Here is a 23030-nt window from a genome sequence, read left to right as displayed (position 1 = left end):
GTCCCTCAACCCGCCGCCTGCCGGGTCTCCTTCGCGCGCGGCATCCACGTCACCAGCAGGACCACCGCCACAAGCAGGATCCCCGCACCCCACCGGAACGCGGCCGCGTAACCGTCGGTGAGGTCCTCGGCCCCGGTTCCCCCGCCGGAGCGGCCGGCCGCCACGGTCGACAGGATCGCGAGCCCCAGCGAACCGCCCAGCGTCCGCGAGGTGTTGACGAGTCCGGACACCAGCCCGGCATCCCCCGGCGCGGCCCCCGATGTGGCGAGCGAGGCCAGGGGCGTCATCGCGAGTCCGGCGCCCGCCATCATCACCATGCCCGGCAGCATGATCCCGGCGACGTAACCGCCGTGCGCACTCATCGTCGACTGCCAGGTGAACCCGGCGGTCGTGACGAGTACGCCGGACACCGCGACGGCCCGTGCGCCCGCGCGGCGCATCAGGCGCGGGGCGATCTTGGATCCGGCGACGACGGCGAGCGAGCTGGGCACGAGGGCGAGGCCGGCCTCGATCGGGGTGTAGCCGAGGACGTTCTGCGCGTACAGGGTCATGAAGAACCACATCGCGAAGCTGCCCATGCCGCACACGAACATCGCCGCGTTGGCCGCCGCGACCGCGCGGACCCGGAACAGGCCGAGCGGCATCAGCGGCAGCCGCGTGCGCGCCTCGACGGCAAGGAAGGTCACGATCAGCGCCAGGGCGACGCCGAGCGGCACCAGGGTCGCGGCGGCGCCCCAGCCCTCGGCCTCGGTCTGCACGACGCCGTAGGCGAGGGTCGCGGTGCCCGCCGTGACGAGGACGGCGCCCGGCAGGTCGAGGCGCCGCTCGCCGCCCGCCTTCGACTCCTGGATCCAGCGGGCGGCGGCCGCGAACACCAGGGCGCCCAGAGGGACGTTGATCAGCAGCACCCAGCGCCAGTCGAGGCCCTCGGTGAGTACGCCGCCGACGAGGCCGCCGGCCGCGCCGCCGCCCGCCCCGACGGCGGTCCAGGTCGCGATGGCCCGGGCGCGGGCGGCGCCCTCCGGGACGGCGGACGTCAGGATGGTGAGCGTCGACGGCGCGAGGACCGCCGCGCCGAGCCCCTGGACGGCGCGGGCGGCGAGGAGCTGCCAGCCTTCCTGCGCGAGCCCGCCCGCGAGGGAGGCGAGCGTGAAGAGCCCGAGCCCCACGAGGAACATCCGCTTGCGCCCGAACAGGTCGCCGGCCCGCCCTCCGAGCAGCATGAACCCGGCGAACGCGATCGAGTAGGCGTTGACCACCCATTGCAGCCCGGTGGCGCTGAGCCCCAGGTCCGCTCGCATGGACGGCAGGGCGACGTTGACGACGGAGACGTCGAGGACGACGAGGAACTGTCCGGCGCAGGCGGCGGCCACGACGAGCCAGGTGGGCGGCGCGGCCTTGCGGGCTATCGCGGTGTCGATGGGGGCTTCAAGCATGAGTGTCATGGTCTCAGGCCGCTGTCGGTCCGTACATCAGGATTTCGGCGCACCCGGCGCTGGTCCGCGGGGACTAGGACCCCGTCCCCATGGCCTAGGACCTGCGCAGCATCGTCACCACGGCGGCGCCGCCCAGTCCGATGTTGTGGGCGAGTCCGACGCGGGCGCCCGGGACCTGTCGCGCACCGGCTTCGCCCCTCAACTGCCAGGTGAGTTCCGCCGCTTGGGCGATGCCGGTGGCGCCGAGCGGGTGGCCCTTGGAGATGAGGCCGCCCGACGGGTTCACGACCCAGCGTCCGCCGTACGTCGTCGCGCCCTCCTCGACGAGCTTCCCGGAGGCTCCCGGCGCGCACATGCCGAGCGCTTCGTAGGCGAGGAGTTCATTGACGGAGAAGCAGTCGTGCAGCTCGACCACGTCGACGTCCTCGATGCCGAGCCCGGACGCCTCGTAGACGCGGGTGGCGGCGGCGCGTGACATGGGCTGTCCGACGACGTCGATGCAGGAGCCGGAGGCGAAGGACTCCCCCGTGTCGGTCGTCATGGCCTGCGCGGCGATCTCGACGGCCTTGTCACCCAGGTCGTGGAGTTCGACGAACCGCTCGGACACGACGACGGCCGCCGCCGCGCCGTCCGAGGTGGGTGAGCACTGGAGCTTGGTGAGCGGCGCGTGGATGGTCTTCGCGGCGAGGACCTCGTCGACGGTGTACGGGTCCTGGAACTGGGCGTACGGGTTGTTCACGGAGTGCCGGTGGTTCTTGGCCCCCACGGCGGCGAGCTGGGCCTCGGTCGTGCCGTACTTCTCCATGTGCTCGCGGGCCGCGTCGCCGAAGATCTGGGCGGTGGGCGGGGACATCTCGAAGCCGTGCTTCGCGGCCATGATGCCGTAGTGCCGGGCGACCGGTGACGTCTTGCCGAATCCATCAGCGGCTCCGCCGTCGGCTCCCCCGCCGAGCGCGCCGCGCTGCATCTTCTCGAAGCCGAGTGCCAGCACGCAGTCGTTGATGCCGCCCTCGACGAACTGCCGGGCGAGCATCAGCGCGCTCGCTCCCGTCGCGCAGTTGTTGTTGACGTTGTAGACGGGGACGCCGGTCAGGCCGAGTTCGTAGACCGCGCGCTGCCCGGCGGTCGAAGCCTGGAAGCAGTAGCCGACGGGGACCTGCTCCACGTCCTCGTAGGAGACGCCGGCGTCGTCGAGGGCCTTGGTCCCGGCCTCTTTCACCATGTCCCAGTACTGCCAGTCGCGGCTCTCGGGCTTCTCGAACCTGGTCATCCCGACGCCGACTATGTACGCCTTGCCCATGGAAACGGCCTCCTGCCAGTATCTGACGAGTCGTCAGATACTGGCAGGAGCGGGCCGCCGAGGGAAGGGCTTCCCCGGCTTCCGGGACGTCGGGCCTAGCGGAAGGCCGCGTGACCCGTGAGCGCCTGGCCGAGGGCGAGGATGTGCATCTCGGTCGTGCCCTCGTACGTGAGCACGGACTCCAGGTTGTTGGCGTGGCGGATCACCGGGTACTCCAGCGAGATGCCGTTGGCGCCGAGGATCGTGCGGGCGGTGCGGCAGATCTGGATGGCCTCACGGACGTTGTTCAGCTTGCCGAAACTGATCTGCGCCGGATGGACACCGGCGGGCGAGTCCTTCAGGTCGGCCAGGCGCAGCGCCGTCAGCGTCGCCTTGTGCAGTTCGAGCGCCATGTCGACCAGCTTCTGCTGCGTGAGCTGGAACGCGGCGATCGGCTTGCCGAACTGCTCGCGCTGGCCCGCGTAGTCGGCGGCCGCCTGCCAGGCCGAGCGCGCGGCGCCGGTGACGCCCCACACGATCCCGTAGCGCGCCTCGTTCAGGCAGGTCAGCGGCGCGCCCACGCCCCGCGCCTCGGGCAGCCGGGCGGACGCGGGCAGGCGCACGCCGTCGAGGACCAGCTCGCTGGTCACGCTCGCCCGCAGCGACATCTTGTGCTTGATCAGCGGCGCCGAGAAGCCGGGGGCGTCGGTCGGCACGACGAAGCCGCGCACGCCGTCCTCGGTCTGCGCCCACACGACGGCGACGGCCGCGACCGAGCCGTTCGTGATCCACATCTTGCGGCCGTCGAGGATCCAGTCGTCGCCGTCACGCCGGGCGCGCGTCGTCATGGACGCCGGGTCGGAGCCGTGGTCGGGCTCGGTCAGACCGAAGCAGCCGATGGCCTCGCCCGCCGCCATGCGCGGCAGCCACTCCTGCTTCTGCTCCCCGGAGCCGAAGCGGTGGATCGCGAACATGGCCAGCGAACCCTGCACGGACACGAAGGAGCGCAGACCGGAGTCCGTCGCCTCCAGCTCGCGGCACGCGATGCCGTACGCGCGGGCCGACATGTCGGCGCACCCGTAGCCCTCCAGGTGCATGCCGAGCAGGCCCATCTTGCCGAATTCGCGGGCGAGTTCGGGCAGAACTGGCAGCTCCCCGCTCTCGAACCAGTCGGCGATGTGCGGCTCGACCTTGTCGTCGAGGTACTGGCGGACCGTGTCGCGCACGGCCCGCTCCTCGTCGGTGAGGAGCGCTTCGAGGTTCAGCGGGTCGACGGGGTCGAGGGCGGCGAACGGCATGATCAGGCTCCTTGAGGGTGGTCGAGCAGGCGGTCGATGGCGGACTCGTCGTAGCCGAGTTCGGTGAGTATGTCCCGGCTGTGCAGGCCGAGGGTGGGCGGGGCGCTGCGCACCGCGGGGCGCTCACCGCGGAAGGTGACGGGAAACGCGACCTGCTGGAGCGGGCCCACCTCGGGGTGGTCGACCTTCTGCACCATGCCGAGCGCCTCGGTCTGCGGGCAGTCGTAGACCTCGTCGAGGGTGCGGATCGGCGCGACGGGGACGCCGCGCGGCTTCAGCAGGGCGCACCAGTTGGCCACGGTGTCGTCGAAGAGGACGGACTCCAGCTTGGCGTTGAGGGCCGTGCGGTGCGTGACGCGGGCGCGGTTGGTGGCGAAGCGCGGGTCGTCGGCCCATTCCGGGTGGCCGAGCGCCTCGCTCAGCTTGCGGAACAGGCCGTCGCTGCCGACGGCGATCACGAAGTGCCCGTCGGACGCCGGGTAGGCCTGGTACGGGACGAGGCTCGGGTGGCCGGAGCCGAGGCGGGTGGGGCGCTCCCCGGTGGCGAAGTAGCCGGTCGCCCAGTTGATGTGCAGGGCGAGCTGGGACTCGTACAGGGAGGTGGTGACGTACTGGCCGTGGCCCGTGCGCTCGCGTTCGACGAGTGCCGCGTTGACGCCGATGAGGCCGAAGAGGGCAGCGCCCAGGTCACCCATCGCGTAACCGGCCTTCACGGGCGGCCCGTCGGGTTCGCCGGTCAGGGACATCAGGCCGGCCGACGCCTGGGCGACCATGTCGTAGCCGGGCTCGTCGCGCAGCGGGCCCGTGTCGCCGAACGCGGAGATGTGCAGGATGACCAACCGCGGGTAGCGCTCGCTGAGTTCGCGGTAGTCGAAGGCGCGGGCGAGCGAGCTGCCGGGGCGGAAGTTCTCCACCATCACGTCCGCGTCGGCGAGCATCCGGTGGACGGCCTCCTGCCCCTCGGGGGACTTGAGGTCGAGGGTGACGGAGCGCTTGTTGCGGTTGGCGGCCAGGTAGTAGGTCGCGTCCGGGCCGTTGAAGGGCGGGCCCCAGGCGCGCGTCGGGTCACCGCCGTCGGGGTGCTCGACCTTGATGACGTCGGCACCGAGGTCGGCGAGCGACATGGTGACGTAGGGCCCGGCGAGGATCTTGGACAGGTCCACGACCTTCATACCGGCCAGCGGTGCGGCGGGGCGGGGCTGCTCAGGCATGTGCGGCGGGCTCCTTCACAGTGTTCTCCTTCGCCGAGGTCTCCTGCGCCGGGGTCTCCTGCGCCGGGGTGGGCGCGACCCGTCCACCCTCGGCCAGTTCGGCCAGGTGGTCCAGTGCGGCGCGAGGCGGGGTGTCCGGGTCGTCGAGGAGAGCGGTGCAGGTGCGGGCGACGAGGAGGGCGCGGCCGTTGCCGGTGGTCTCCGTCTCGTGGGCGGCCTGGTCGTACAGGAGGGTCTCCATGACGGCGCGCGTGAGCTCGTCGGCGTACCGACCGATCCTCATCTCCTGTTCGTCGGCGGGGAGTTCGAGGAGGGCGTCACCCTTCTTGCGCAGCAGCTCCCAGCGGCCCCGCGTCTCGGCGCGGTCACCGTACGTGTCGGCGAGGGTGCGGTGAGCCCCCTGGCGGCGCATGCAGCGCAGCACGTCGAGCGCGATGACGTTCGAGGAGCCCTCCCAGATGGAGCCGAGGTGGGCGTCGCGCACGAGCCGGGGGTTGACCCAGTCCTCGATGTAGCCGTTGCCGCCGCGGATCTCCATGGCCTCGCCGGTGACGGTCCGGGCGCGCTTGCACAGGGTGTGCTTGGCGAGCGGGGTGAGGACGCGGACGAGCTCGCGGGCCACCCCTTCTTCACCACGGGCGGCCTCTTCGTCGGCGGCCGTCAGGCGGGCGGCCGCCTCCAGGACGAGCGCGAGCGCCCCCTCCGTGTCGATGATCATCGGCAGGAGCGTGGTCCGCATCAGCGGCTGCTCGAAGAGCGGCTTGCCGAAGACGTGGCGTACGCGGGTGTGGTCGACGGACTCACGGACGGCGCGGCGCATCAGGGCGGTGGCGCGCATGGCGTTGGACAGCCGGGAGACGTTGAGCATCTCGGCCATCTGCCGGAATCCGTGGGTGAGTTGGCCGACCGAGGTCGCGTACGCCTCTTCGAGGGTGACCTCGCCGCTCGCGATGGACTTCGAGCCGAGCTTGTCCTTGAGCCGGTCGATGCGGATCGCGTTGCGGGTGCCGTCGGGGCGCAGGCGCGGGACGAGGAACATGCCGAGGCCACGGGTGCCCTCGCCCTGGCCGGGGACGCGGGCGAGGGTGAGGATCACGTCGGCGCCCGGGTTGGACGCGAACCATTTCTTGCCGGTCAGCGTCCAGTGCGTGCCCTGGTCGCAGGCGACGGTCTCCGTCAGGCCGACGTCAGTGCCGCCCTGCTTCTCCGTCATGAACATCGCGCCGGTGGCCCGCAGTCCGGGGTCGGTGGAGGAGAGCGCGGCGATCTCGGCCGCGTACCGCTCGGGGTCGAACAGGCGCAGGATCCGGGCGGCCGAGTCCGTCATCGACAGGGGGCAGGCCATGCCGAACTCGGACTGCACATAGAGGTAGGACAGGGCGTACTTGACGGTGTGCGGAACCTTGGACGGCCAGCCGTGGACGCCGGGCCTGTGCGACATCGCGGCGAGCCCGAACTCCTCGTAGGCGATGGCGGCGGCGCGGTCGTGGGCCGGGTGGTACTCGATCTCGTCGACGCGTTCGCCGCCCGGGGCGTACTGGACGAGGCGGGGCGGGTTGGCGTCGGCGAGTGCGGCCTGCCGGTCGAGGTCGCCGGCCGCGAGCGCGCCCAGTTCGGTCAGGAGGGGCTCGACGCGGGCGCGGTCGTCGGCGGACAGGACACGGTCGAGGAAGGGGCGCAGCGCGGGGTCGCGGTCGGCGTAGTTCATCGGGGGATCACTCCGGGTCAGGCGTGGGAGGCGGTGCGGGTGGTGACGGCGGCCGGCTCCGGCGCGGCGGCGGTACGGGCGAGCAGCGGCAGGACACCGACGAGGGTCACGAGGGTGTAGCCGAGGCCGAGCGCGACGACGGGCCAGATCGAGCCGGTGGCGTTGAGCAGGTACTGGGAGACGATCGGCGCGGTCCCGGCGAACAGCGTCGTGCAGAGCTGGTACGAGAGGGACATGCCCGTGTAGCGGACCTCGACGGGGAAGACCCGCGCGAGGATGCCGGCGAGCGCCGCGTAGTACATGGCGTGCGGGAAGGTGGCGAGGGCCATGCCGAGGACGGCCAGCCAGAAGTTTCCGGTCCCGACGAGGACGAACATCAGCGGCAGCACGACGAATTCGGGCAGCAGCATCCACAACACGGCTTTGCGTACGGGCCACTTGCTCGCGAGGACGGCACCGAAGGGCTGCACGACGACCTGCACGACCAGCGCGAGCGAGATGACGGTCAGGAACGACGTGCGGTCGAAGCCGAGGTCAGAGGTGGCCCAGGACAGGGCGAACGTCGTCTTGACGTACGTGATCGCGACACCGGCCGTACCGGCGAGCACACCGAGCAGGACCAGCATCGGCGAGCGGGTCAGGACGTCCTTGATCGGCAGCTTGGACGTCTGCTTGCGCTCCAGGGCCGCGGCCATCTCGGGAGTCTCGGCGAGCCGCAGGCGGATGAACAGGCCGACGGCGACGAGCACGGCGGAGAAGAGGAACGGGACGCGCCAGCCCCAGGACTCGAAGGCGGCGTCCGGGAGCTGGGCGATGCCGAGGAAGGCGAGCGTGGCGAGGAGGTTGCCGACGGGCGAGCCCTGCTGGGCGAACGCCCCGTACAGGAACTTGCGCTGGGGCGGGGCGTACTCGGTGGCGATGAGGACGGCGCCGCCCCACTCGCCGCCCATCGCGACGCCCTGGACCATGCGCAGCAGCACGAGGAGGACGGGCGCGGCGGCGCCGATCTGGGCGTAGCCCGGGAGCAGCCCGACGCAGAAGGTGGCGGCGCCCATCATGGTGAGCGTGGTGACGAGGGCCTTCTTGCGGCCGTAGCGGTCGCCGAAGTGGCCGAAGATCAGGCCGCCGAGGGGGCGGGCCAGGAAGCCGACCCAGAAGGTGGCGAAGGCGGCGAGGGTGCCTACGGCCGGCGAGGCCTCGGCGAAGAAGATCTTGCCGAGGACCAGAGCGGATGCGGAGCCGTAGATGTAGAAGTCGAACCACTCGATGGTGGTCCCGACGAAGGCGGTGACACCGGCGCGGCGGGCGTCACGGGCCTGGGTTGCGCTGACCCCGGGGACTGGGGCGTCGTGCTGCATGACGAGCGTCCTCTCGTAGCGGCATCCCGCTGGGGAGGGGACGGGCCGGAGGGGGCGGGGCCATGGAGCGGCCGGGGCACGTCCACGCTCCACGCCCGGCGCTCATCGCTCCGTCGCGAGACGTGGATCACTCTGCACCCGCCCATTAGGATGTGTCCAAGACCAATACCGGGCTCCAGTCAGACGTCATCCGTCAAGATGCGAGGCGTCACGCGGCGGCGTCGGGTGCGTCCGGGGGCGTCGGCAGGACTTCCTCCGCCACGCGCAGGACCGCCTGGAGCGGTGCCGAACGGTTTCCGGTGCGCCAGCCGAGGGCGATGGGGAGCACCGGCACGTCGTCCCCGACCAGCGGCCGGAACACGACGTGTTCCAGATGGATGGCGCGCGCGGACGCCACGACGACCGCGAGCCCGACGCCCGCGCCGACGAGGGCGAGCATGTTGTACGAGTCCGGCGCCTCCTGCGCGATCCGCGGCGCGAACCCGGCGTCGTGGCAGGCCTGCACCATGGCCTCGCGCACGGCCGAGCCACGGGCGACGGGGAACGTCACGAACGGCTCGTGCGCCAGCTCGGCGAAGTGGACCTCGTCCTGCCGGGCGAGCGGATGACTGTCGGGCAGCGCGAGGACGAGGCGCTCCATCCGCACGACGCGCGCGGTGATCCCGCGCCGCACCGGGAGCGCCACGAACCCCACGTCGAGGGACCCGTCCGCGATCCTCCCGAGCGCCTCGCCGGTGTAGGTCTGACCCTCCAACACCAGCTCGATACCGGGTAGTTCGGAGTTGACGGCGCGGGTGAGCAGCGGCAGCGCGGAGTAGCTGCTGGCCCCGGCGAACCCGACGGTGACCCGCCCCACCTCCCCGAGGTGCGCGGCCTGCACGGTCCTGCGCACCGCCGAGGCCTCGGCGAGCAGATGCCGGGCGGGCCCGAGCAGCGCGTACCCGGCGGCGGTGAGCCGCACGGTCCGGGTGGTCCGGTCGAACAGCTTGACGCCCAGATCCCGCTCGAGCAGCTTGATCTGCTGGCTGAGCGGCGACTGCGCGATGTGCAGCCGCTCGGCGGCCCGCCCGAAGTGCAGTTCCTCGGCGACGGCGACGAATCCTGAGAGGTGTCTGAGCTCCACGCGGCGACGATACGGCCCATGGGCGGCCCGGACGCCGGCGAGCCCGGACCCGCGCCAGCCCGCTCCTCAGTCGCGAGGCAGCCCCAGGATCCGTTCCGCCACCACGTTCAGCTGCACCTGCGTCGTGCCGCCGGCGATCGTCAGGCAACGCGACATCAGGAACCCGTGCAGGGCCCGCTCCCCCGGCCCCTCCCTCAGAGCGCCTTCGGGGCCGAGCAGCTCCAGCGCGAGTTCGGCGACCTTCTGCTGGTGCGGCGTCTGCACCAGTTTTCGTACGGACGCCCCGGGGCCGGGCTCCGCGCCGGCCACCTGTCGCATCGTCGTGCGCAGTCCGATGCAGGCCAGGGCGTGCGCCTCGGTGGCAAGCGCGCCGATCCGCGCCCGGTACGCGCCGTCGAGTGTTCCGGCGCGGGCGATCAGTGCCTCCAGGCCCGTGTCGAAGGTCAGCTGGTCGGCCATGTGCACCCGTTCGTTGCCGAGCGTGTTCCGGGCGACGCGCCAGCCGTCGTCCACCTGCCCCACCACGGCGTCCTCGGGGAGGAGCACGTCGTCGAAGTACACCTCGTTGAAGAGCGAGTCCCCGGTGATCTCCTTCAGGGGCCGTACGTCGATGCCCTCGGTCCGCTTCATGTCGACGACGAAATAGGTGAGCCCCTTGTGCTTGGGGGCGTCCGGGTCGGTGCGGGCGAGCAGGATCCCGTGGTCGGCCCACTGGGCGGCGCTCGTCCACACCTTCTGCCCGTTGACGCGCCAGCGCCCGTCCTCGGTGCGCTCGGCCTTCGTCCGCAGCGAGGCCAGGTCGGAGCCGGCGCCGGGTTCGGAGAACAGCTGGCACCACAGGACGTCGCCGCGCAGGGTGGGCAGGAGGTAGCGGTCCCGCTGCTCCGGGGTGCCGTAGGCGAGCAGCGAGGGGACGACCCAGGTCCCGATGCCGAGGTCGCTGACGCGGACGCCCGCGGCGGCGAGCTCCTGCTGTACGGCGAGCTGCTGGACGGGGCCCGCGCCGAGGCCGTACGGCTCGGGCAGGTGCGGCGCCGCGTACCCGGTGGGTGCGAGGGCGCGGCGGGCGGCGCCCGGGTCGAGGCCGCCCATCCCCTCGACGGCCTCGCGGGCCCGCGCCCGGAACGCCTCCGCCTCCGCCGGCAGCTCCAGGCGCAGCTCGCGCCGCGCCCCGCCCTCCGCGATCCGCACCGCCCGCAGCCGGTGCGCGTCCCGCGCGCCGAGCAGCTGCCGCGCGACGACGGCCCGCCGCAGATACAGATGCGCGTCGTGCTCCCAGGTGAACCCGATCCCGCCGAGGACCTGCACACAGTCCTTGGCGCAGGAGTACGCGGCGTCGAGCGCGGCCCCGACGGCGAGAGCCACGGCCAGCTCACGTGCCGTGCCCCCGTCCGCCCCCTCGACGGAACGCGGCGCCTCGGCGCCGGCCGAGCCTTCCTCCCTCTCCGCGCCGATCCGGCTCTCGCCCGCCGCCCGCGCCGCGTCCCACACCAGCGCCCGCGCCTGCTCGACCCGGACGAGCATGTCCGCGCACAGGTGCTTGATGCCCTGGAACTGCCCGATCGGCCGGCCGAACTGCTCCCGGACCTTCGCGTACTGCGCCGCCGTGTGCAGCGCCCACGCCGCGACGCCGCACGCGTCGGCCGCGAGGACGACGGAGGCCAGGTCACGGACGGTGGCCGTGTCGACGGCGAGGATCCGGGCGCCCGGCACCAGGGCGCCCCGGGCGGTGATCTCCGCGGTGGGGCGGGTGGGGTCGGCGCTCTCGTGGACGCGGACACCGATTCCGGCGGTGCCCGTGTCGACGGCGACCCACACGGTCCCGGTCGCGGACTCGGCGGCCAGGAGGAGCAGGTCGGCGTCACCCCCGGACAGGACGGGCGGCGCCAGCCCGTCGAGGACGAGCCCGTCGGACACGCTGACGGCGGTCAGCGTTCCCGTACCGAGGGCGACGGCGCCGATGCGGTCGCCGGACGCGAGGGACGCGGCGAGGCCTGAGGCCCCCGCGTGGCGCAGGACCAGCGAGGCGGCGGCGTTGGCCGCGAAGGGGCCGGGCAGCGCGGCCCGTCCCGCCTCTTCGAGGACGACCGCGAGGTCGACGAGGTCGCCGCCGCCTCCGCCGTACTCCTCAGGGAGATGGAGGCCGAGCAGCCCCTGTCCGGCGAGTCCGTCCCAGTGGGCGGGGCGGCCCGCGGGGGCCGCGGGGGCGTCGAGCAGTTTGCGCACTTCCTCGGGCGGTACGGCGCGTGCGAGCCAGCCGCGCACGGCGTCCGCCAGCTCCTCTTGCTCCTGCGTGATCGCGATGCCCATGCGGCGCACGGTAGAACACGTTCCAATCTGACGGAAGGCCAGACGGCGAGCGAGACGTGTAATCAAAAGGTAAAGACCTTCAAGACTTCCCCTTGTACGACGCCCGTCGGAATAGTCGCCCCAGGTAACGGGTTCAGCTTGCACGTACCCGACGCGCGAAACCCGCCGCCCGCGCGACGCCTGAACTCTCTGCCTCCGGAGGCACTACGTAATGACGCAGACGACCCAACGGCCGACCGCGCAACGCGGGATACGCGGAGTCGTCCCCGTACTCGCCTTCGCCGGTATCACCGTCGCGGTGATGCAGACGCTTCTCGTTCCGGTCATCAAGGACCTCCCGGTCCTGCTCGGCACCGCCCCCTCCAACGCGACCTGGGTCCTGACCTCGACCCTCCTCGCGGGCGCCGTCGCCACCCCGATCATGGGCCGCCTCGGCGACCTCTACGGCAAGCGCCGGATGCTGCTCACCAGCCTCGCGGTCATGGTCGTCGGCTCGCTCGTCGCGGGCTTCACCAGCGATCTCATCGTGATGATCGTGGGCCGCGCCCTCCAGGGCTTCGCCATGGGCGCCATCCCCCTCGGCATCGGCCTGATGCGCGACGAGCTGCCGCGCGAGAAGCTCGGGTCCGCGATGGCCCTGATGAGCTCCTCCATCGGCGTCGGCGGCGGACTCGCGCTCCCGCTGGCGGCCCTCGTGGCCCAGCACGCCGACTGGCACGCCCTCTTCTTCGGCGCGGCGGGCCTCGGCGTCGTCGCGATCCTGCTCACCCTCTTCTTCGTCCCGGAGAGCTCGGTCAAGGCCGAGGGCAGCTTCGACGTCCTCGGCGCGATCGGCCTGTCCGCCGGACTCGTCCTCTTCCTGCTGCCGATCACCAAGGGCAGTGACTGGGGCTGGACCGACCCGATGACGCTCGGCCTGTTCGGCGCGGCCTTCGTCGTGCTCGTGCTGTGGGGCGTGATGGAGCTGAAGCTCAAGGCCCCGCTCGTGGACCTGCGCACCACGGCCCGGCGCGAGGTGCTCCTCACCAACCTCGCCTCGATCATGGTCGGTGTCGCGTTCTACGCGATCTCGCTCGTCCTGCCGCAGCTCCTCCAGCTGCCGAAGGCGACCGGCTACGGCCTCGGCCAGTCGATGGTCGTCGCGGGCCTGTGCGTGGCGCCGCTCGGCCTCACGATGATGTTCACGGCCCCCGTGTACGCGCGCCTCTCGGCGAAGTACGGCCCGAAGATCACCCTGATCCTCGGCATGCTGATCATCGCGATCGGCTACGGCGCCGGCCTCGGCCTGATGAGCGCCGCCTGGCAGACCATCGTCATCTCGGTGGTCGTGGGCGCCGGCATCGGCCTCGCGTACTCCTCGCTGCCCGCCCTGATCATCGGCGCCGTCGACGCGTCCGAGACGGGTGCGGCCAACGGTCTCAACACCCTGATGCGGTCCATCGGCACCTCGGTGTCGAGCGCCGTGATCGGCATGGTCCTCGCCAACACGGCGAACCACGTCGGCGGCGCGGCCGTGCCCACCATGCACGGCTTCCGCATCTCGTTCCTGATCGCCACCGGCGCGGTCGCCATGGGCGTCCTGCTCGCCGTCTTCCTGCCGAAGCAGCGCCAGGCGACCAAGCCGCAGCTGCGCGCCAGCAGCGAGGAGGACGCGGCGCTGGAGCGCGCCGAGGAGGTCCTCGGAGGCTTCCGCGGCCAGGTGCTCGACGCGGCGGGCCTGCCGGTCCACCGTGCCAAGGTCACGCTGATCGACCGGCGCGGCCGCCAGGCGGGCGCCGCGCTCACCGACCACGAGGGCCGTTACGCCCTGGAGGTCCCGGACGGCGGCTCGTACGTGCTGGCCGCCACCGCCACCGGGCACGCGCCGCGCGCCTCCGCGGCGACGCACCACGGCGAGGACCGGCCGGTCGACGTCGACCTGGCCCTGGAGCTCATCGCGCAGGAGAGTCGAACCGCGGCTCGCAGCTGAGCAGTTCGGAGACATCGGAGCCGACCGGCAGCTCCTTCGGGGACGCGTCGCGGGTGAAGAGGCGGGCAGCACGCTCGCCCTGAACCGCGGCGCGTTCGCCGTTCACCCGCAGCCAGGACCCCTCACGCAGGCCGAGCACCGGTACGTCGTTCTCCTCGAGGAACTCGGTGAGGCGCTCCTCGCGGGTCTCGCCCTTGTGCGTGGAGGCCGGGTCCGGGTCCAGGTAGTGCGGGTTGATCTGGAAGGGGACGAGGCCGAGCGCCTCGAACGACGGGGGCTGCACGATCGGCATGTCGTTGCTCGTGCGCAGGCTGGGCGCCGCCATGTTCGTGCCGGCGCTCGCGCCCATGTAGGGCAGGCCGCCGCCGACCGCCTTGATCAGGGCGTCACGCAGGCCGGTGCGGTAGAGCGCGCTCAGCAGCCGGAAGGAGTTGCCGCCTCCGATGAACACGGCGTCGGCGGCGGCGAGTTCGGCCACCGGGTCGTCGCCCTCGTGCACACCGCGCACACCGATCCCGGCGCCTTCGAGCGCGCCCCGCACCCGGTCCGTGTACGTGTCGTGGTCCGCGAGGGCGTACGGCACGAACGCGAGCCGGGCCTTCGGGGGCAGGAAGCCGGTGACGGTGTCCAGTGCGTGTGCGAGGTAACCGCGGCCGTACTGGGTGGAGTTGGAGAGCAGCAGCAGGTTCAAGGGAGTAACTCCTCAGGGGTGGTTCGGCACTTCGGGGCTGGGGACAGAGCTGGACGGCCTCAGGACTGGAGGGCTTCAGCCCTGGAGGACTTCAGGACTTCAGGACTGCGGGGCGCGCGGCTTGCGCGTGCGCTGCGGGGGATGGGTGAGCCGCTTCTCCAGCAGGCTCGCCGCCTTGCGCAGGGCGTCGAGCCGGCCCTCGGGGCCGTCGGCGAAGCGCTCCTTGGCAGCGCCGAGGCTGAGGCTGCCGTAGGGCTCGCGGCCCAGGAAGACCGGCACGGCGACCGTCGCGATCCCGGCGTCGTACTCGCCGACCGTCCAGGCGTAACCCTGGGCGCGCACCTGCACCAGCTCCCGCTCCAGCTCGTCCGGGTCGGTGACCGTGCGGTCGGTGAAGCGGGCCATGGGGCGGCCGCGGAACAGCCGGTGGCGCTGCTCGTCGGGCAGGAACGCGTAGAACGACTTACTGGTGGCTCCGGCGTGCGCCGGATACAGCTCGCCGACCAGCGGGTAGTAGCGCAGCGGCCCCGACTCGCCCTCGACGGCCGCGACGCAGCGCATGTGGAAGCTGTCCGGCAGACAGAACAGGACGGTGTCGCCGGTCGCCCGGCCCAGCTCCTCGAGGACGGGCGCGGCAAGCAGTTCGAGTGAGCCCGAGCGCTCCCACATCCGGCCGAGCCGCAGCACGGCGGGGCCCATCCGGTAGCGGCGCGTCGCCGGGTCGGAGACCAGGAAGCCGCGTCCGGCGAGCGTGGACAGGAGCCGCTGCGCCACCGAGGTGTCCCAGCCGAACTCCGCCGCGATCTCGGTCACGCCCCAGTCCGGCCGTGTCCGCTCGAAGGCGAGCAGCACGAGCAGGGCCCGGTCGACCGTCTGCAGCGCGCCCGTGGGCGTCCTGCGGTCCAGCGGGATCTCACTCATCGCCACACCTCTCAAGATCCGCGCATCTCAGCATTCAGACCTTAATTGCAGATAACGGGAAACAGTTGCCGACAACGCTAACTGATCCCGAGTCTGCTGTCAGCACCACCCGACCTGGAGTGAGTGTCGGGAGCGAGAGAGGCCGCCCAATGCTGAAGTACGTCCTTGACATCGTCGAACTCCTCGACGACCCGAACGCCGACGGCAAACGCGCCGTGGAGTACCTCGACTCGGTCGCGGGCCCGCAGGGCTCCGGCGCCCAGGTCACCACCGTCACCGGCGAGCGCGGCTCGACCGACTTCGTACTGGTTCGGATCCCGGGCAGCACGGGACGTACGAGCGGCGGTTCAGCCCGCACGCTCGGCGTGGTCGGCCGCCTCGGCGGCGTCGGCGCCCGGCCCGGGATGACGGGCCTGGTCTCCGACGCGGACGGCGCCGCCGCCGCGCTCGCCACCGCGGCCAAGCTGCTCGACATGCGCCGCAAGGGCGATGTGCTGCCGGGTGACGTCATCGTCGCCACGCACATCTGCCCGGACGCGCCGACCGCGCCGCACAACCCGGTCCCCTTCATGGACTCCCCGGTCGACATCGCCACGATGAACCGGCACGAGGTCACCGGCGAGATGGAGGCCGTGCTCTCCATCGACACCACCAAGGGCAACCGGATCATCAACCACAAGGGCCTGGCCCTGTCCCCCACGGTCAAGGAGGGGTGGGTGCTGCGGGTCAGCGAGGCGCTCGGCGAGCTGCTCGCGGTCGTCACGGGTGAGCCCTTGGTCACATACCCGGTGACCACCCAGGACATCACGCCGTACGGTAACGGTGCACATCACATCAATTCGATCCTCCAGCCGGCCACGGCGACCCCCGCTCCGGTCGTCGGCCTCGCGGTCACCTCGGCCGCCGCGGTCCCCGGCTGCCAGACCGGCGCGAGCCATGAGACCGACATCGCCAGTGCCGCACGCTTCGCCGTCGAGACGGCCAAGGCGTACGGGGGCGGCCGCCTCGACTTCCACGACGAGGCGGAGTTCGACAACCTCCTGAGCCGCTACGGCTCCCTGTCCCACCTTCAGACGCTCGGCCGTGAGAGCCGTGAGAGCCGTGAGTCCTCATGACCGCCACCACAGCAGAGACGCCGGGCAAGAACCTGGGCAGCGACGACTACTCGCTCTCCCGCGTCCCGCGCGACCAGCGCCTCGGCTTCTGGACGATGCTGCTCCAGTGGCTCGCCCAGTCGGGATCCATCTCGCAGTTCACGCTGGGCGCCACCATCGGCGTCGGCATGACCTTCGGGAACGCGTTCCTCGCCTTCACGCTCGGCGCGGTCATCCTCGAAGTGGTGATCTTCGCGATCGGCCTGGCCGGCATGCGTGAGGGCCTCGCGACCCCGATGCTGACCCGCTGGATCGGCTTCGGCCGCAACGGCTCCGCGCTGGTCAGCTTCGTCATCGCCGTCAGCCTCGTCGGCTGGTTCGGCGTGCAGAACACGATCTTCGGCAACAGCGTGTCCGCGCTCGTCGGCGGCCCGTCGTGGGTGTGGTGCGTGGCCGCGGGCCTCGCTATCACGGTTCTGGTCATCTTCGGCTTCCGCTACATGGCGCTCTTCGCGAAGATCGTCACGCCGCTGTTCTTCGCCCTGGTCGCCTGGTCGGTCACGAACGCCCTGATGGACCACTCCATCGGCGACCTGATCAGCTCGCCGGCGCCGGGGCAGACGATCCCGCTCGCCGTCGCGGCCACCGCCATCGCGGGCGGCTACATGACCGGCGCGATCGTCTCCCCCGAGATGACCCGCTACAACCGCAAGGGCTCGCACGTCTTCCTGCAGAGCGCCTCGTCGATGATCCTCTCCGAGTACATCGTCGGCCTCACGGGCGTGCTGCTCGGCCACCTGGTGAAGTCCAGCGAGGTGTCGCACATCGTGCTCTCCACCTCGGGCGCCTTCGGTGTGATCGTGGTCCTGATGTCCACCGCGAAGATCAACGACTGGAACCTGTACGGCTCCTCGCTCGGCGTCGTCAACTTCTTCCAGGTCGTCTTCGGCAAGCGCCTGCACCGCGGCGCCGTCACCGTCGCGCTCGGCCTCGCGGGCACCCTGCTCTCGGCCGTCGGCATCATGACCCACTTCACCGAGTTCCTGTCCGTGCTCGGCGTCGCCATCCCGCCCATCGGCGGCATCATCGTGGCCGAGTACTGGGTCGTACGGCGCATGCGCAAGCCGCTCGACGAGACCCGCGAGGCCGGGACACTGCCCGCGTCGTCGCCGACCTGGGTGCCCTTGTCGATCGTGATCTGGATCGCCGCGTTCTGCGTCGGCAAGTACGTGACCGTCGGCATCCCGGCGCTCAACTCGCTCGCCACCGCCTTCGTCCTGTACTCCGTCCTCGGCCTCCTCGGCCTCGTGCGGCCGTACGGCACCTCCACCCTGGACAACGAGGACACCGTCCCCGCCGCCCCCGAAGCGACCCCCGTGGGAGCGGCATGAACACCCCCAGCGCCCTGACCCCCGCGTCCGAAGAGGCCCAGGCCGAGGTCGTCGGACTGTGCGCGGAGCTGATCCGCTTCGACACGTCCAACCCGACGAGCGACGAGCGCGCCTGCGCCGACTGGGTCGTGGCCCGCCTCGCCGAGGCCGGCATCGACTCGACCCTCGTCGAGAGCGCGCCGGGCCGGGCGAACGTCATCGCCCGTATCCCCGGCGCGGACGGCACCCGCGGTGCCCTCCTCGTGCACGGCCACCTCGACGTCGTGCCCGCCGACGCCGCCGAGTGGCAGGTGCCGCCCTTCTCCGGCGAGATCCGCGACGGCTACCTGTGGGGCCGCGGCGCGATCGACATGAAGGACACGGTGGCCGTGATGCTGGCCACCGCCCGCCACTTCGCCCGCACCGGCACCCGCCCCTCGCGGGAGATCGTCCTCGCGTTCCTCGCCGACGAGGAGGCGGGCGGCAAGTTCGGCGCGCACTGGCTCGTCGAGCACCACCCGGAGCTCTTCGCGGGCGTCACCGAGGCGATCGGCGAGGGCGGCGGATTCTCGTACGCGCTCGACGACACACAGCGCATCTACCCGATCGAGAACGCCCAGCGCGGCATGGCCTGGATGGAGCTCACGGCGACGGGCCGGGCCGGCCACGGCTCGTCCCCCAACGACGAGAACGCGGTCACCGACCTCTCCGAGTCCCTCACCCGCATCGGCCGCCACACGTTCCCGATCCGCCTCATCGAGCCCGTACGGGCGCTGCTGGCCGAGGCCGCCGAACTCAAGGGCGTGAAGATCGACTTCGAGGCCGACGACCTCGCCGCCGAACTCGCCAAGCTGGGACCGGTCGCCGACTTCATGCAGGTGGTACTCCGCAACTCCGCGAACCCCACCATGTTCACCGCCGGCTACCAGACGAACGTCATCCCCGGTAGGGCCACCGCCCGCGTCGACGGCCGCTTCCTGCCCGGCCACGAGCAGGAACTAGTCGACACCATCGACGAGTTGCTCCTGCCGTCCGTGCGGCGCGAGTGGGTCAACCACGACATCGCCATGGAGACGACATTCGACGGCCCGCTCGTCGACGCCATGTGCGAGGCCGTGCGCGCCGAGGACCCCGACGGCCACCCGGTCCCGTACTGCAACCCGGGCGGCACCGACGCCAAGGCCTTCACCAAGCTGGACATCCGCTGCTTCGGCTTCAAGGGCCTCAAGCTGCCGCACGACCTGGACTACGGCCGCCTCTTCCACGGCGTCGACGAGCGCGTCCCGCTGGAGGGCCTGCGGTTCGGCGTCCGCGTCATGACCCGCCTCTGGCAGAGCTGCTGACCCGCGGCTCCCCCGATCGCCCCTGACCCGGGCTCACCCCCCGTACGCCCCCGCCGCACCCAGCGACGGGGGCGTACGGCAGCATGGGCGGCCTTGTACACATGCCTAGGACAGGGGAACCCATGAGCGCGGCGCCCAAGCCGGAGATCCTCGCCGCCTTCGAGGCCGCCAAGGGGTTCATGCCTCTCGGTGAAGGGCTGGCGCTCTACGCGGCCGCCGCCGAGGCCGCCGCGCTCGGGCTCCCGCTCCTGGAGGTCGGCACGTACTGCGGGCGCTCCACGATCCTGCTCGCCGACGCGGCCCGCCAGGCCGGGGTGAGCGCGCTCACCGTGGACCACCACCGCGGCAGCGAGGAGCAGCAGCCGGGCTGGGACTACCACGACCCGGAGACCGTCGACCCGGTCGTCGGCCGCATGGACACCCTCCCCACGTTCCGGCGCACGCTGCACGCGGCCGGCCTGGAGGACCACGTCATCGCCCTGGTGGGCCGCTCCCCGCAGGTCGCCGCCGTCTGGGGCGGCCCGCTCGGCCTCGTCTTCATCGACGGCGGCCACACCGACGAGCACGCCACCGCCGACTACGAGGGCTGGGCCCCGCACCTCGCGGAGGGCGGCCTCCTCCTCATCCACGACGTGTTCCCGGTCAAGATCGACGAGTGGACGGGCCAGGCCCCGTACCGCGTCTACCTCAGGGCCCTGGAATCCGGCGCGTTCACCGAGGTCTCGGCGACGGAATCCCTGCGCGTCCTGCGCCGAACGGGCACCGGGATCTGAAGAAGGACCGTTAGGCTCACCCATGTGTCATACGTAGGTCCGGACAGCGACGGTTTCTTCGACGGCGACGGCCCCCGGCGGCCGCGCCGGTTCAGCGGCGGTCCGCTGACCGTGGCGCTCGCCGCGCTCGTGCCCACGGCTCTCGCCGGGTGGCTGATCTGGCAGGTGGTGGGCGGCCCGGGCGAGAACGAGCCCGCGAAGACGCTGCCCGCCGCGAGCCAGTCGTCGACGGCGGGGGCGGACACGACGTCCCCCTCCCCCTCGAAGTCCGACGACGGCAAGAAGGGCGACGCGTCGCCGAGCGCCGCCCCGTCGAAGTCGAAGCCGCCCGCCTCCTCCTCGAAGTCCGCCGGGTCCGGCCCCCTCAAGGGCAAGGTCGTCGTCATCGACCCGGGTCACAATCCGGGCAACTTCCAGCACGCCGCGGAGATCAACCGGCTCGTCGACATCGGAACGAACCGCAAGGAATGCGATACGACGGGCACGTCGACCAACGCCGGTTACACCGAGGCCCAGTTCACCCTCGACGTCTCGCGCCGGCTGCGCACCCTGCTCCAACAACAGGGCGCCACCGTCGAGTTGACCCAGAACGGCGACCGCTCCTGGGGTCCGTGCGTGGACGAGCGCGCCCGGATCGGCAACAAGGCGCACGCGGACGCGGTGATCTCCGTGCACGCCGACGGCTCCGCGGCGGGCAACCGCGGCTTCCATGTGATCCTTCCCGCATCCGTGAACTCCGGTTCCGCCGACACCACGGCGATCGCGGGCCCCTCGCGCGACCTCGGCGAACGCGTCGCGGGCAACTTCCTGCGCGCCACGGGCTCGGCCCCCTCGAACTACATCGGCGGCGGCACCGGCCTCGACGTGCGCAAGGACCTGGGAGGCCTCAACCTCTCCACCCAGCCGAAGGTGTTCATCGAGTGCGGCAACATGCGCGACGCGAAGGACGCGGCCCTGCTGACGAGCGGCGCGTGGCGGCAGAAGGCGGCGCAGGGGATGTCTGACGGAATCGTGAGTTTCCTGCACGGGTAGTTCTCACCCTGCGGATCGCGGCAGACACCCCCACCACGCGGACGATAGTGTCTCCCTACGATGGGGCCACCCCCGCGCTTCGCACGGCACAGCAGCGACAGCGACGCCTCCGCCGACGACCGGACGACTGACGAAGGACCGACCTGAAGTGAATATCCGCTCCCTCACTCGAGGCGACGGCGTGGTGATCGGAGCAGCGGTGTTGCTGTTCATCGCCTCGTTCCTCGACATCTATTCGATCGACGGGATCTCCAGCAGCGCAGACTTCCCGAACGCGTGGGGGAGCGCACCGCTCCTGTTCAGCGTCTTCCTCGCGGGCATCTTCGCCGCGGTGCTGATCGTCGTCGCCCGGGGGCTGCCCACCGTGCCGAAGGTCGCCGGTCTCGACCTCGGCCAGTTCGGCATCGCGCTCGCCGTCTTCTCGGCGTGGAGCGCGCTCGGGAACATCTTCGACCCGGCCGGTGGCTTCAACAACTCCGGCACCGGGTCGGACAACGGATTCAGCGCCGGCACCGGCGCCATCCTCGGCCTGATCGCCGCTCTCGTGCTCGCGGGTGCCGCTGTCGCCACGCCGCTCGTGCCCGCCCTGAAGGGTGCCCTCATCGGCGCCCCGCGGCCGCAGGCCCCGCAGCCGTACGGCGCGCAGCCTGCCGGTGGCTACGGCTACCCGGGTGCTCAGCAGCCGGGCCAGCCCTACGGCGCCCAGCCGGGTCAGCCCGGTCAGCCCTATGGTGCCGCCGCCCAGCCGCAGCAGGCGGCGCCCGCGCCGCAGGCCGCGCAGGCCCCGGTCGGCGACTTCTCGCCGTTCTGGTTCGCGGTGCCGGTGCCGCGTCCGCTGTACGCCGAGGACGGCTCCCCGACGCCGATCGCCGAGCTGGCGCCCGGCACGTGGTACCTGGCCGTCGAGCAGCGCGGCCCCGGCCTGGTGGCCCAGACGCAGGACGGCCGTCGCGGCGTCCTCCAGGACACGACGGGAATCCAGCGCGGCTGACGTCGCCCGGCCTTTCCGTCACGGCCCCTCACCCGTCTTCCGGGTGGGGGGCCGTTGTCGTACAGTCGCCCCCGTACCACTGACTGACACTGCGTCAGAAATGGGAGCGGCCATGCGACTCGGACTCGCGCTCGGCTACTGGGGCCGCGGCCCCGATCCGCGCCACCTCGAACTCGCCCAGGAGGCCGAGCGGTTGGGGTACGACTCGGTGTGGACCGCCGAGTCCTGGGGCAGCGACGCGTTCACGCCGCTGACCTGGATCGCGGCGCACACCTCGCGCATCCGCCTGGGTACGGCGATCGCGCAGATGGCGGCCCGCTCCCCCACGACGACGGCGATGCACGCGCTCACCCTCGACCATCTGTCCGGCGGCCGCATGATGCTGGGGCTCGGCCTGTCGGGGCCGCAGGTCGTGGAGGGCTGGTACGGGCGCCCGTTCCCGAGGTCGCCGCTCACGGCGACCCGCGAGTACGTCGACGTGGTGCGGCAGGTCCTGCGGCGCGAGGGCCCGGTCGAGACGGACGGCCGCTTCCACGCGCACCCGTATCGCGGCGAGGACGCCACCGGCCTCGGCAAGCCGCTGAAGCCGATCACGCATCCCCTGCGCGCCGACCTGCCGATCCTGCTCGGCGCCGAGGGCCCGAAGAACATCACGCAGACGACCCGCATCGCGGACGGCTGGCTCCCGCTGTACTGGTCGCCGACGCGCACGGACGCGTACGAGGCCTCCCTCGCCGACCTCCCCGAGGACTTCGTGATCGCGCCCATGGCCCGCGTCACGGTCTGCGACGACGTCGCGGAAGGGCTGCTGCCGGTGAAGGCGATGCTGGGCTTCTACATCGGCGGCATGGGCCACGCGAAGCGCAACTTCCACGCGGACCTGATGGCGCGCATGGGGTACGCGGACGAGGCCCGCCGGGTCCAGGAACTCTTCCTCGCGGGACGGCGCGAGGAGGCCGTGCTGGCCGTGCCCGACGCGTTCGCCGACGAGATCTCGCTGATCGGCCCGCGCGGGCGCATCGCCGAACGGCTGGAGCTGTGGCGCAAGGGCGCGGTCACCGATCTGCTCGTCCTGGCCCCGGACCCGCACACACTGCGGGTCCTGGCCGACCTCAACTCCTAG

General features: G+C 71.8%; 18 protein-coding genes. 8 read left to right on the top strand and 10 right to left on the bottom strand.

Annotation, left to right across the window (positions count from 1 at the left end; genetic code table 11):
- Window positions 1–5: 5 nt before the first annotated feature.
- From OG456_RS25505 to OG456_RS25470, 8 genes are all read right to left on the bottom strand, one after another.
- Window positions 6–1445: a DHA2 family efflux MFS transporter permease subunit gene (locus OG456_RS25505; protein WP_266564801.1), complete on the bottom strand. Its 1440-nt coding sequence runs from the start codon at window positions 1443–1445 to the stop codon at window positions 6–8.
- Window positions 1446–1530: 85 nt separating this feature from the next.
- Window positions 1531–2736: a lipid-transfer protein gene (locus OG456_RS25500; protein ID WP_266564799.1), complete on the bottom strand. Its 1206-nt coding sequence runs from the start codon at window positions 2734–2736 to the stop codon at window positions 1531–1533.
- A gap of 95 nt (window positions 2737–2831) precedes the next feature.
- Window positions 2832–4013 carry an acyl-CoA dehydrogenase family protein gene (locus tag OG456_RS25495; protein ID WP_266564797.1) on the bottom strand — a complete coding sequence of 394 codons (1182 nt, stop codon included), beginning with the start codon at window positions 4011–4013 and terminating at the stop codon, window positions 2832–2834.
- Between the two features lie 2 nt (window positions 4014–4015).
- The gene (locus tag OG456_RS25490) at window positions 4016–5224 is read right to left on the bottom strand and encodes a CaiB/BaiF CoA-transferase family protein (RefSeq protein ID WP_266564795.1); all 1209 of its coding nucleotides are present in this window, start codon (window positions 5222–5224) and stop codon (window positions 4016–4018) included.
- A complete protein-coding gene (locus tag OG456_RS25485) occupies window positions 5217–6932 on the bottom strand; it encodes an acyl-CoA dehydrogenase family protein (RefSeq protein ID WP_266564793.1) in 1716 nt (571 codons plus the stop codon). The genes OG456_RS25490 and OG456_RS25485 overlap by 8 nt, the downstream gene beginning before the upstream one ends.
- A 17-nt stretch (window positions 6933–6949) precedes the next feature.
- Complete coding sequence (locus tag OG456_RS25480) at window positions 6950–8290, bottom strand: MFS transporter (protein WP_266564791.1); 1341 nt, start codon at window positions 8288–8290, stop codon at window positions 6950–6952.
- A gap of 208 nt (window positions 8291–8498) precedes the next feature.
- Window positions 8499–9413 (bottom strand): LysR family transcriptional regulator, encoded by a 915-nt coding sequence (locus tag OG456_RS25475; protein WP_266564789.1) that lies wholly within the window; start codon window positions 9411–9413, stop codon window positions 8499–8501.
- Window positions 9414–9479: 66 nt separating this feature from the next.
- Entirely contained in the window at window positions 9480–11723 is a 2244-nt protein-coding gene (locus OG456_RS25470; RefSeq protein ID WP_266564787.1) for an acyl-CoA dehydrogenase, read from the bottom strand.
- Window positions 11724–11934: 211 nt separating this feature from the next.
- Here OG456_RS25470 and OG456_RS25465 point away from each other — a divergent pair, with 211 nt between their 5' ends.
- Window positions 11935–13692, top strand: a complete 1758-nt coding sequence (locus tag OG456_RS25465) for an MFS transporter (RefSeq protein WP_266564785.1) — start codon at window positions 11935–11937, stop codon at window positions 13690–13692.
- Here the strand turns inward: OG456_RS25465 and pepE are convergent.
- Complete coding sequence (gene pepE / locus OG456_RS25460; protein ID WP_116502342.1) at window positions 13655–14383, bottom strand: dipeptidase PepE; 729 nt, start codon at window positions 14381–14383, stop codon at window positions 13655–13657. The two genes, OG456_RS25465 and pepE, sit on opposite strands and share 38 nt — an antisense overlap.
- 99 nt (window positions 14384–14482) lie before the next feature.
- Window positions 14483–15304, bottom strand: coding sequence for an IclR family transcriptional regulator (locus OG456_RS25455; RefSeq protein ID WP_266564782.1), 822 nt, complete (start codon window positions 15302–15304; stop codon window positions 14483–14485).
- Window positions 15305–15453: 149 nt separating this feature from the next.
- On the opposite strand from OG456_RS25455, the gene OG456_RS25450 reads away from it, so the two are divergent.
- The 7 genes from OG456_RS25450 to OG456_RS25420 all read left to right on the top strand — a co-directional run bounded on the left by OG456_RS25450 (window position 15454) and on the right by OG456_RS25420 (window position 23030).
- Window positions 15454–16419, top strand: coding sequence for a DUF1177 domain-containing protein (locus OG456_RS25450; RefSeq protein ID WP_266564780.1), 966 nt, complete (start codon window positions 15454–15456; stop codon window positions 16417–16419).
- Window positions 16416–17789: a cytosine permease gene (locus OG456_RS25445; protein ID WP_266564779.1), complete on the top strand. Its 1374-nt coding sequence runs from the start codon at window positions 16416–16418 to the stop codon at window positions 17787–17789. Before OG456_RS25450 ends, OG456_RS25445 begins: the two co-directional genes overlap by 4 nt.
- On the top strand, window positions 17786–19111 hold the full coding sequence (locus tag OG456_RS25440; RefSeq protein ID WP_266564777.1) for a M20/M25/M40 family metallo-hydrolase: 1326 nt from the start codon (window positions 17786–17788) through the stop codon (window positions 19109–19111). Before OG456_RS25445 ends, OG456_RS25440 begins: the two co-directional genes overlap by 4 nt.
- A 122-nt stretch (window positions 19112–19233) precedes the next feature.
- Window positions 19234–19884: a class I SAM-dependent methyltransferase gene (locus tag OG456_RS25435; protein WP_266564775.1), complete on the top strand. Its 651-nt coding sequence runs from the start codon at window positions 19234–19236 to the stop codon at window positions 19882–19884.
- A gap of 24 nt (window positions 19885–19908) precedes the next feature.
- Window positions 19909–20916: an N-acetylmuramoyl-L-alanine amidase gene (locus OG456_RS25430; protein ID WP_266564773.1), complete on the top strand. Its 1008-nt coding sequence runs from the start codon at window positions 19909–19911 to the stop codon at window positions 20914–20916.
- A gap of 148 nt (window positions 20917–21064) precedes the next feature.
- On the top strand, window positions 21065–21907 hold the full coding sequence (locus OG456_RS25425) for a DUF5336 domain-containing protein (protein ID WP_266564771.1): 843 nt from the start codon (window positions 21065–21067) through the stop codon (window positions 21905–21907).
- 112 nt (window positions 21908–22019) lie between these two features.
- Window positions 22020–23030 (top strand): LLM class F420-dependent oxidoreductase, encoded by a 1011-nt coding sequence (locus OG456_RS25420; protein WP_266564769.1) that lies wholly within the window; start codon window positions 22020–22022, stop codon window positions 23028–23030.

It is taken from the genome of Streptomyces sp. NBC_01446, assembly GCF_026340095.1.
GTDB lineage: Bacteria > Actinomycetota > Actinomycetes > Streptomycetales > Streptomycetaceae > Streptomyces > Streptomyces aureus.
Note: the sequence above shows the minus strand (reverse complement) of the source record. Positions and strands in the feature narration are given on the sequence as shown.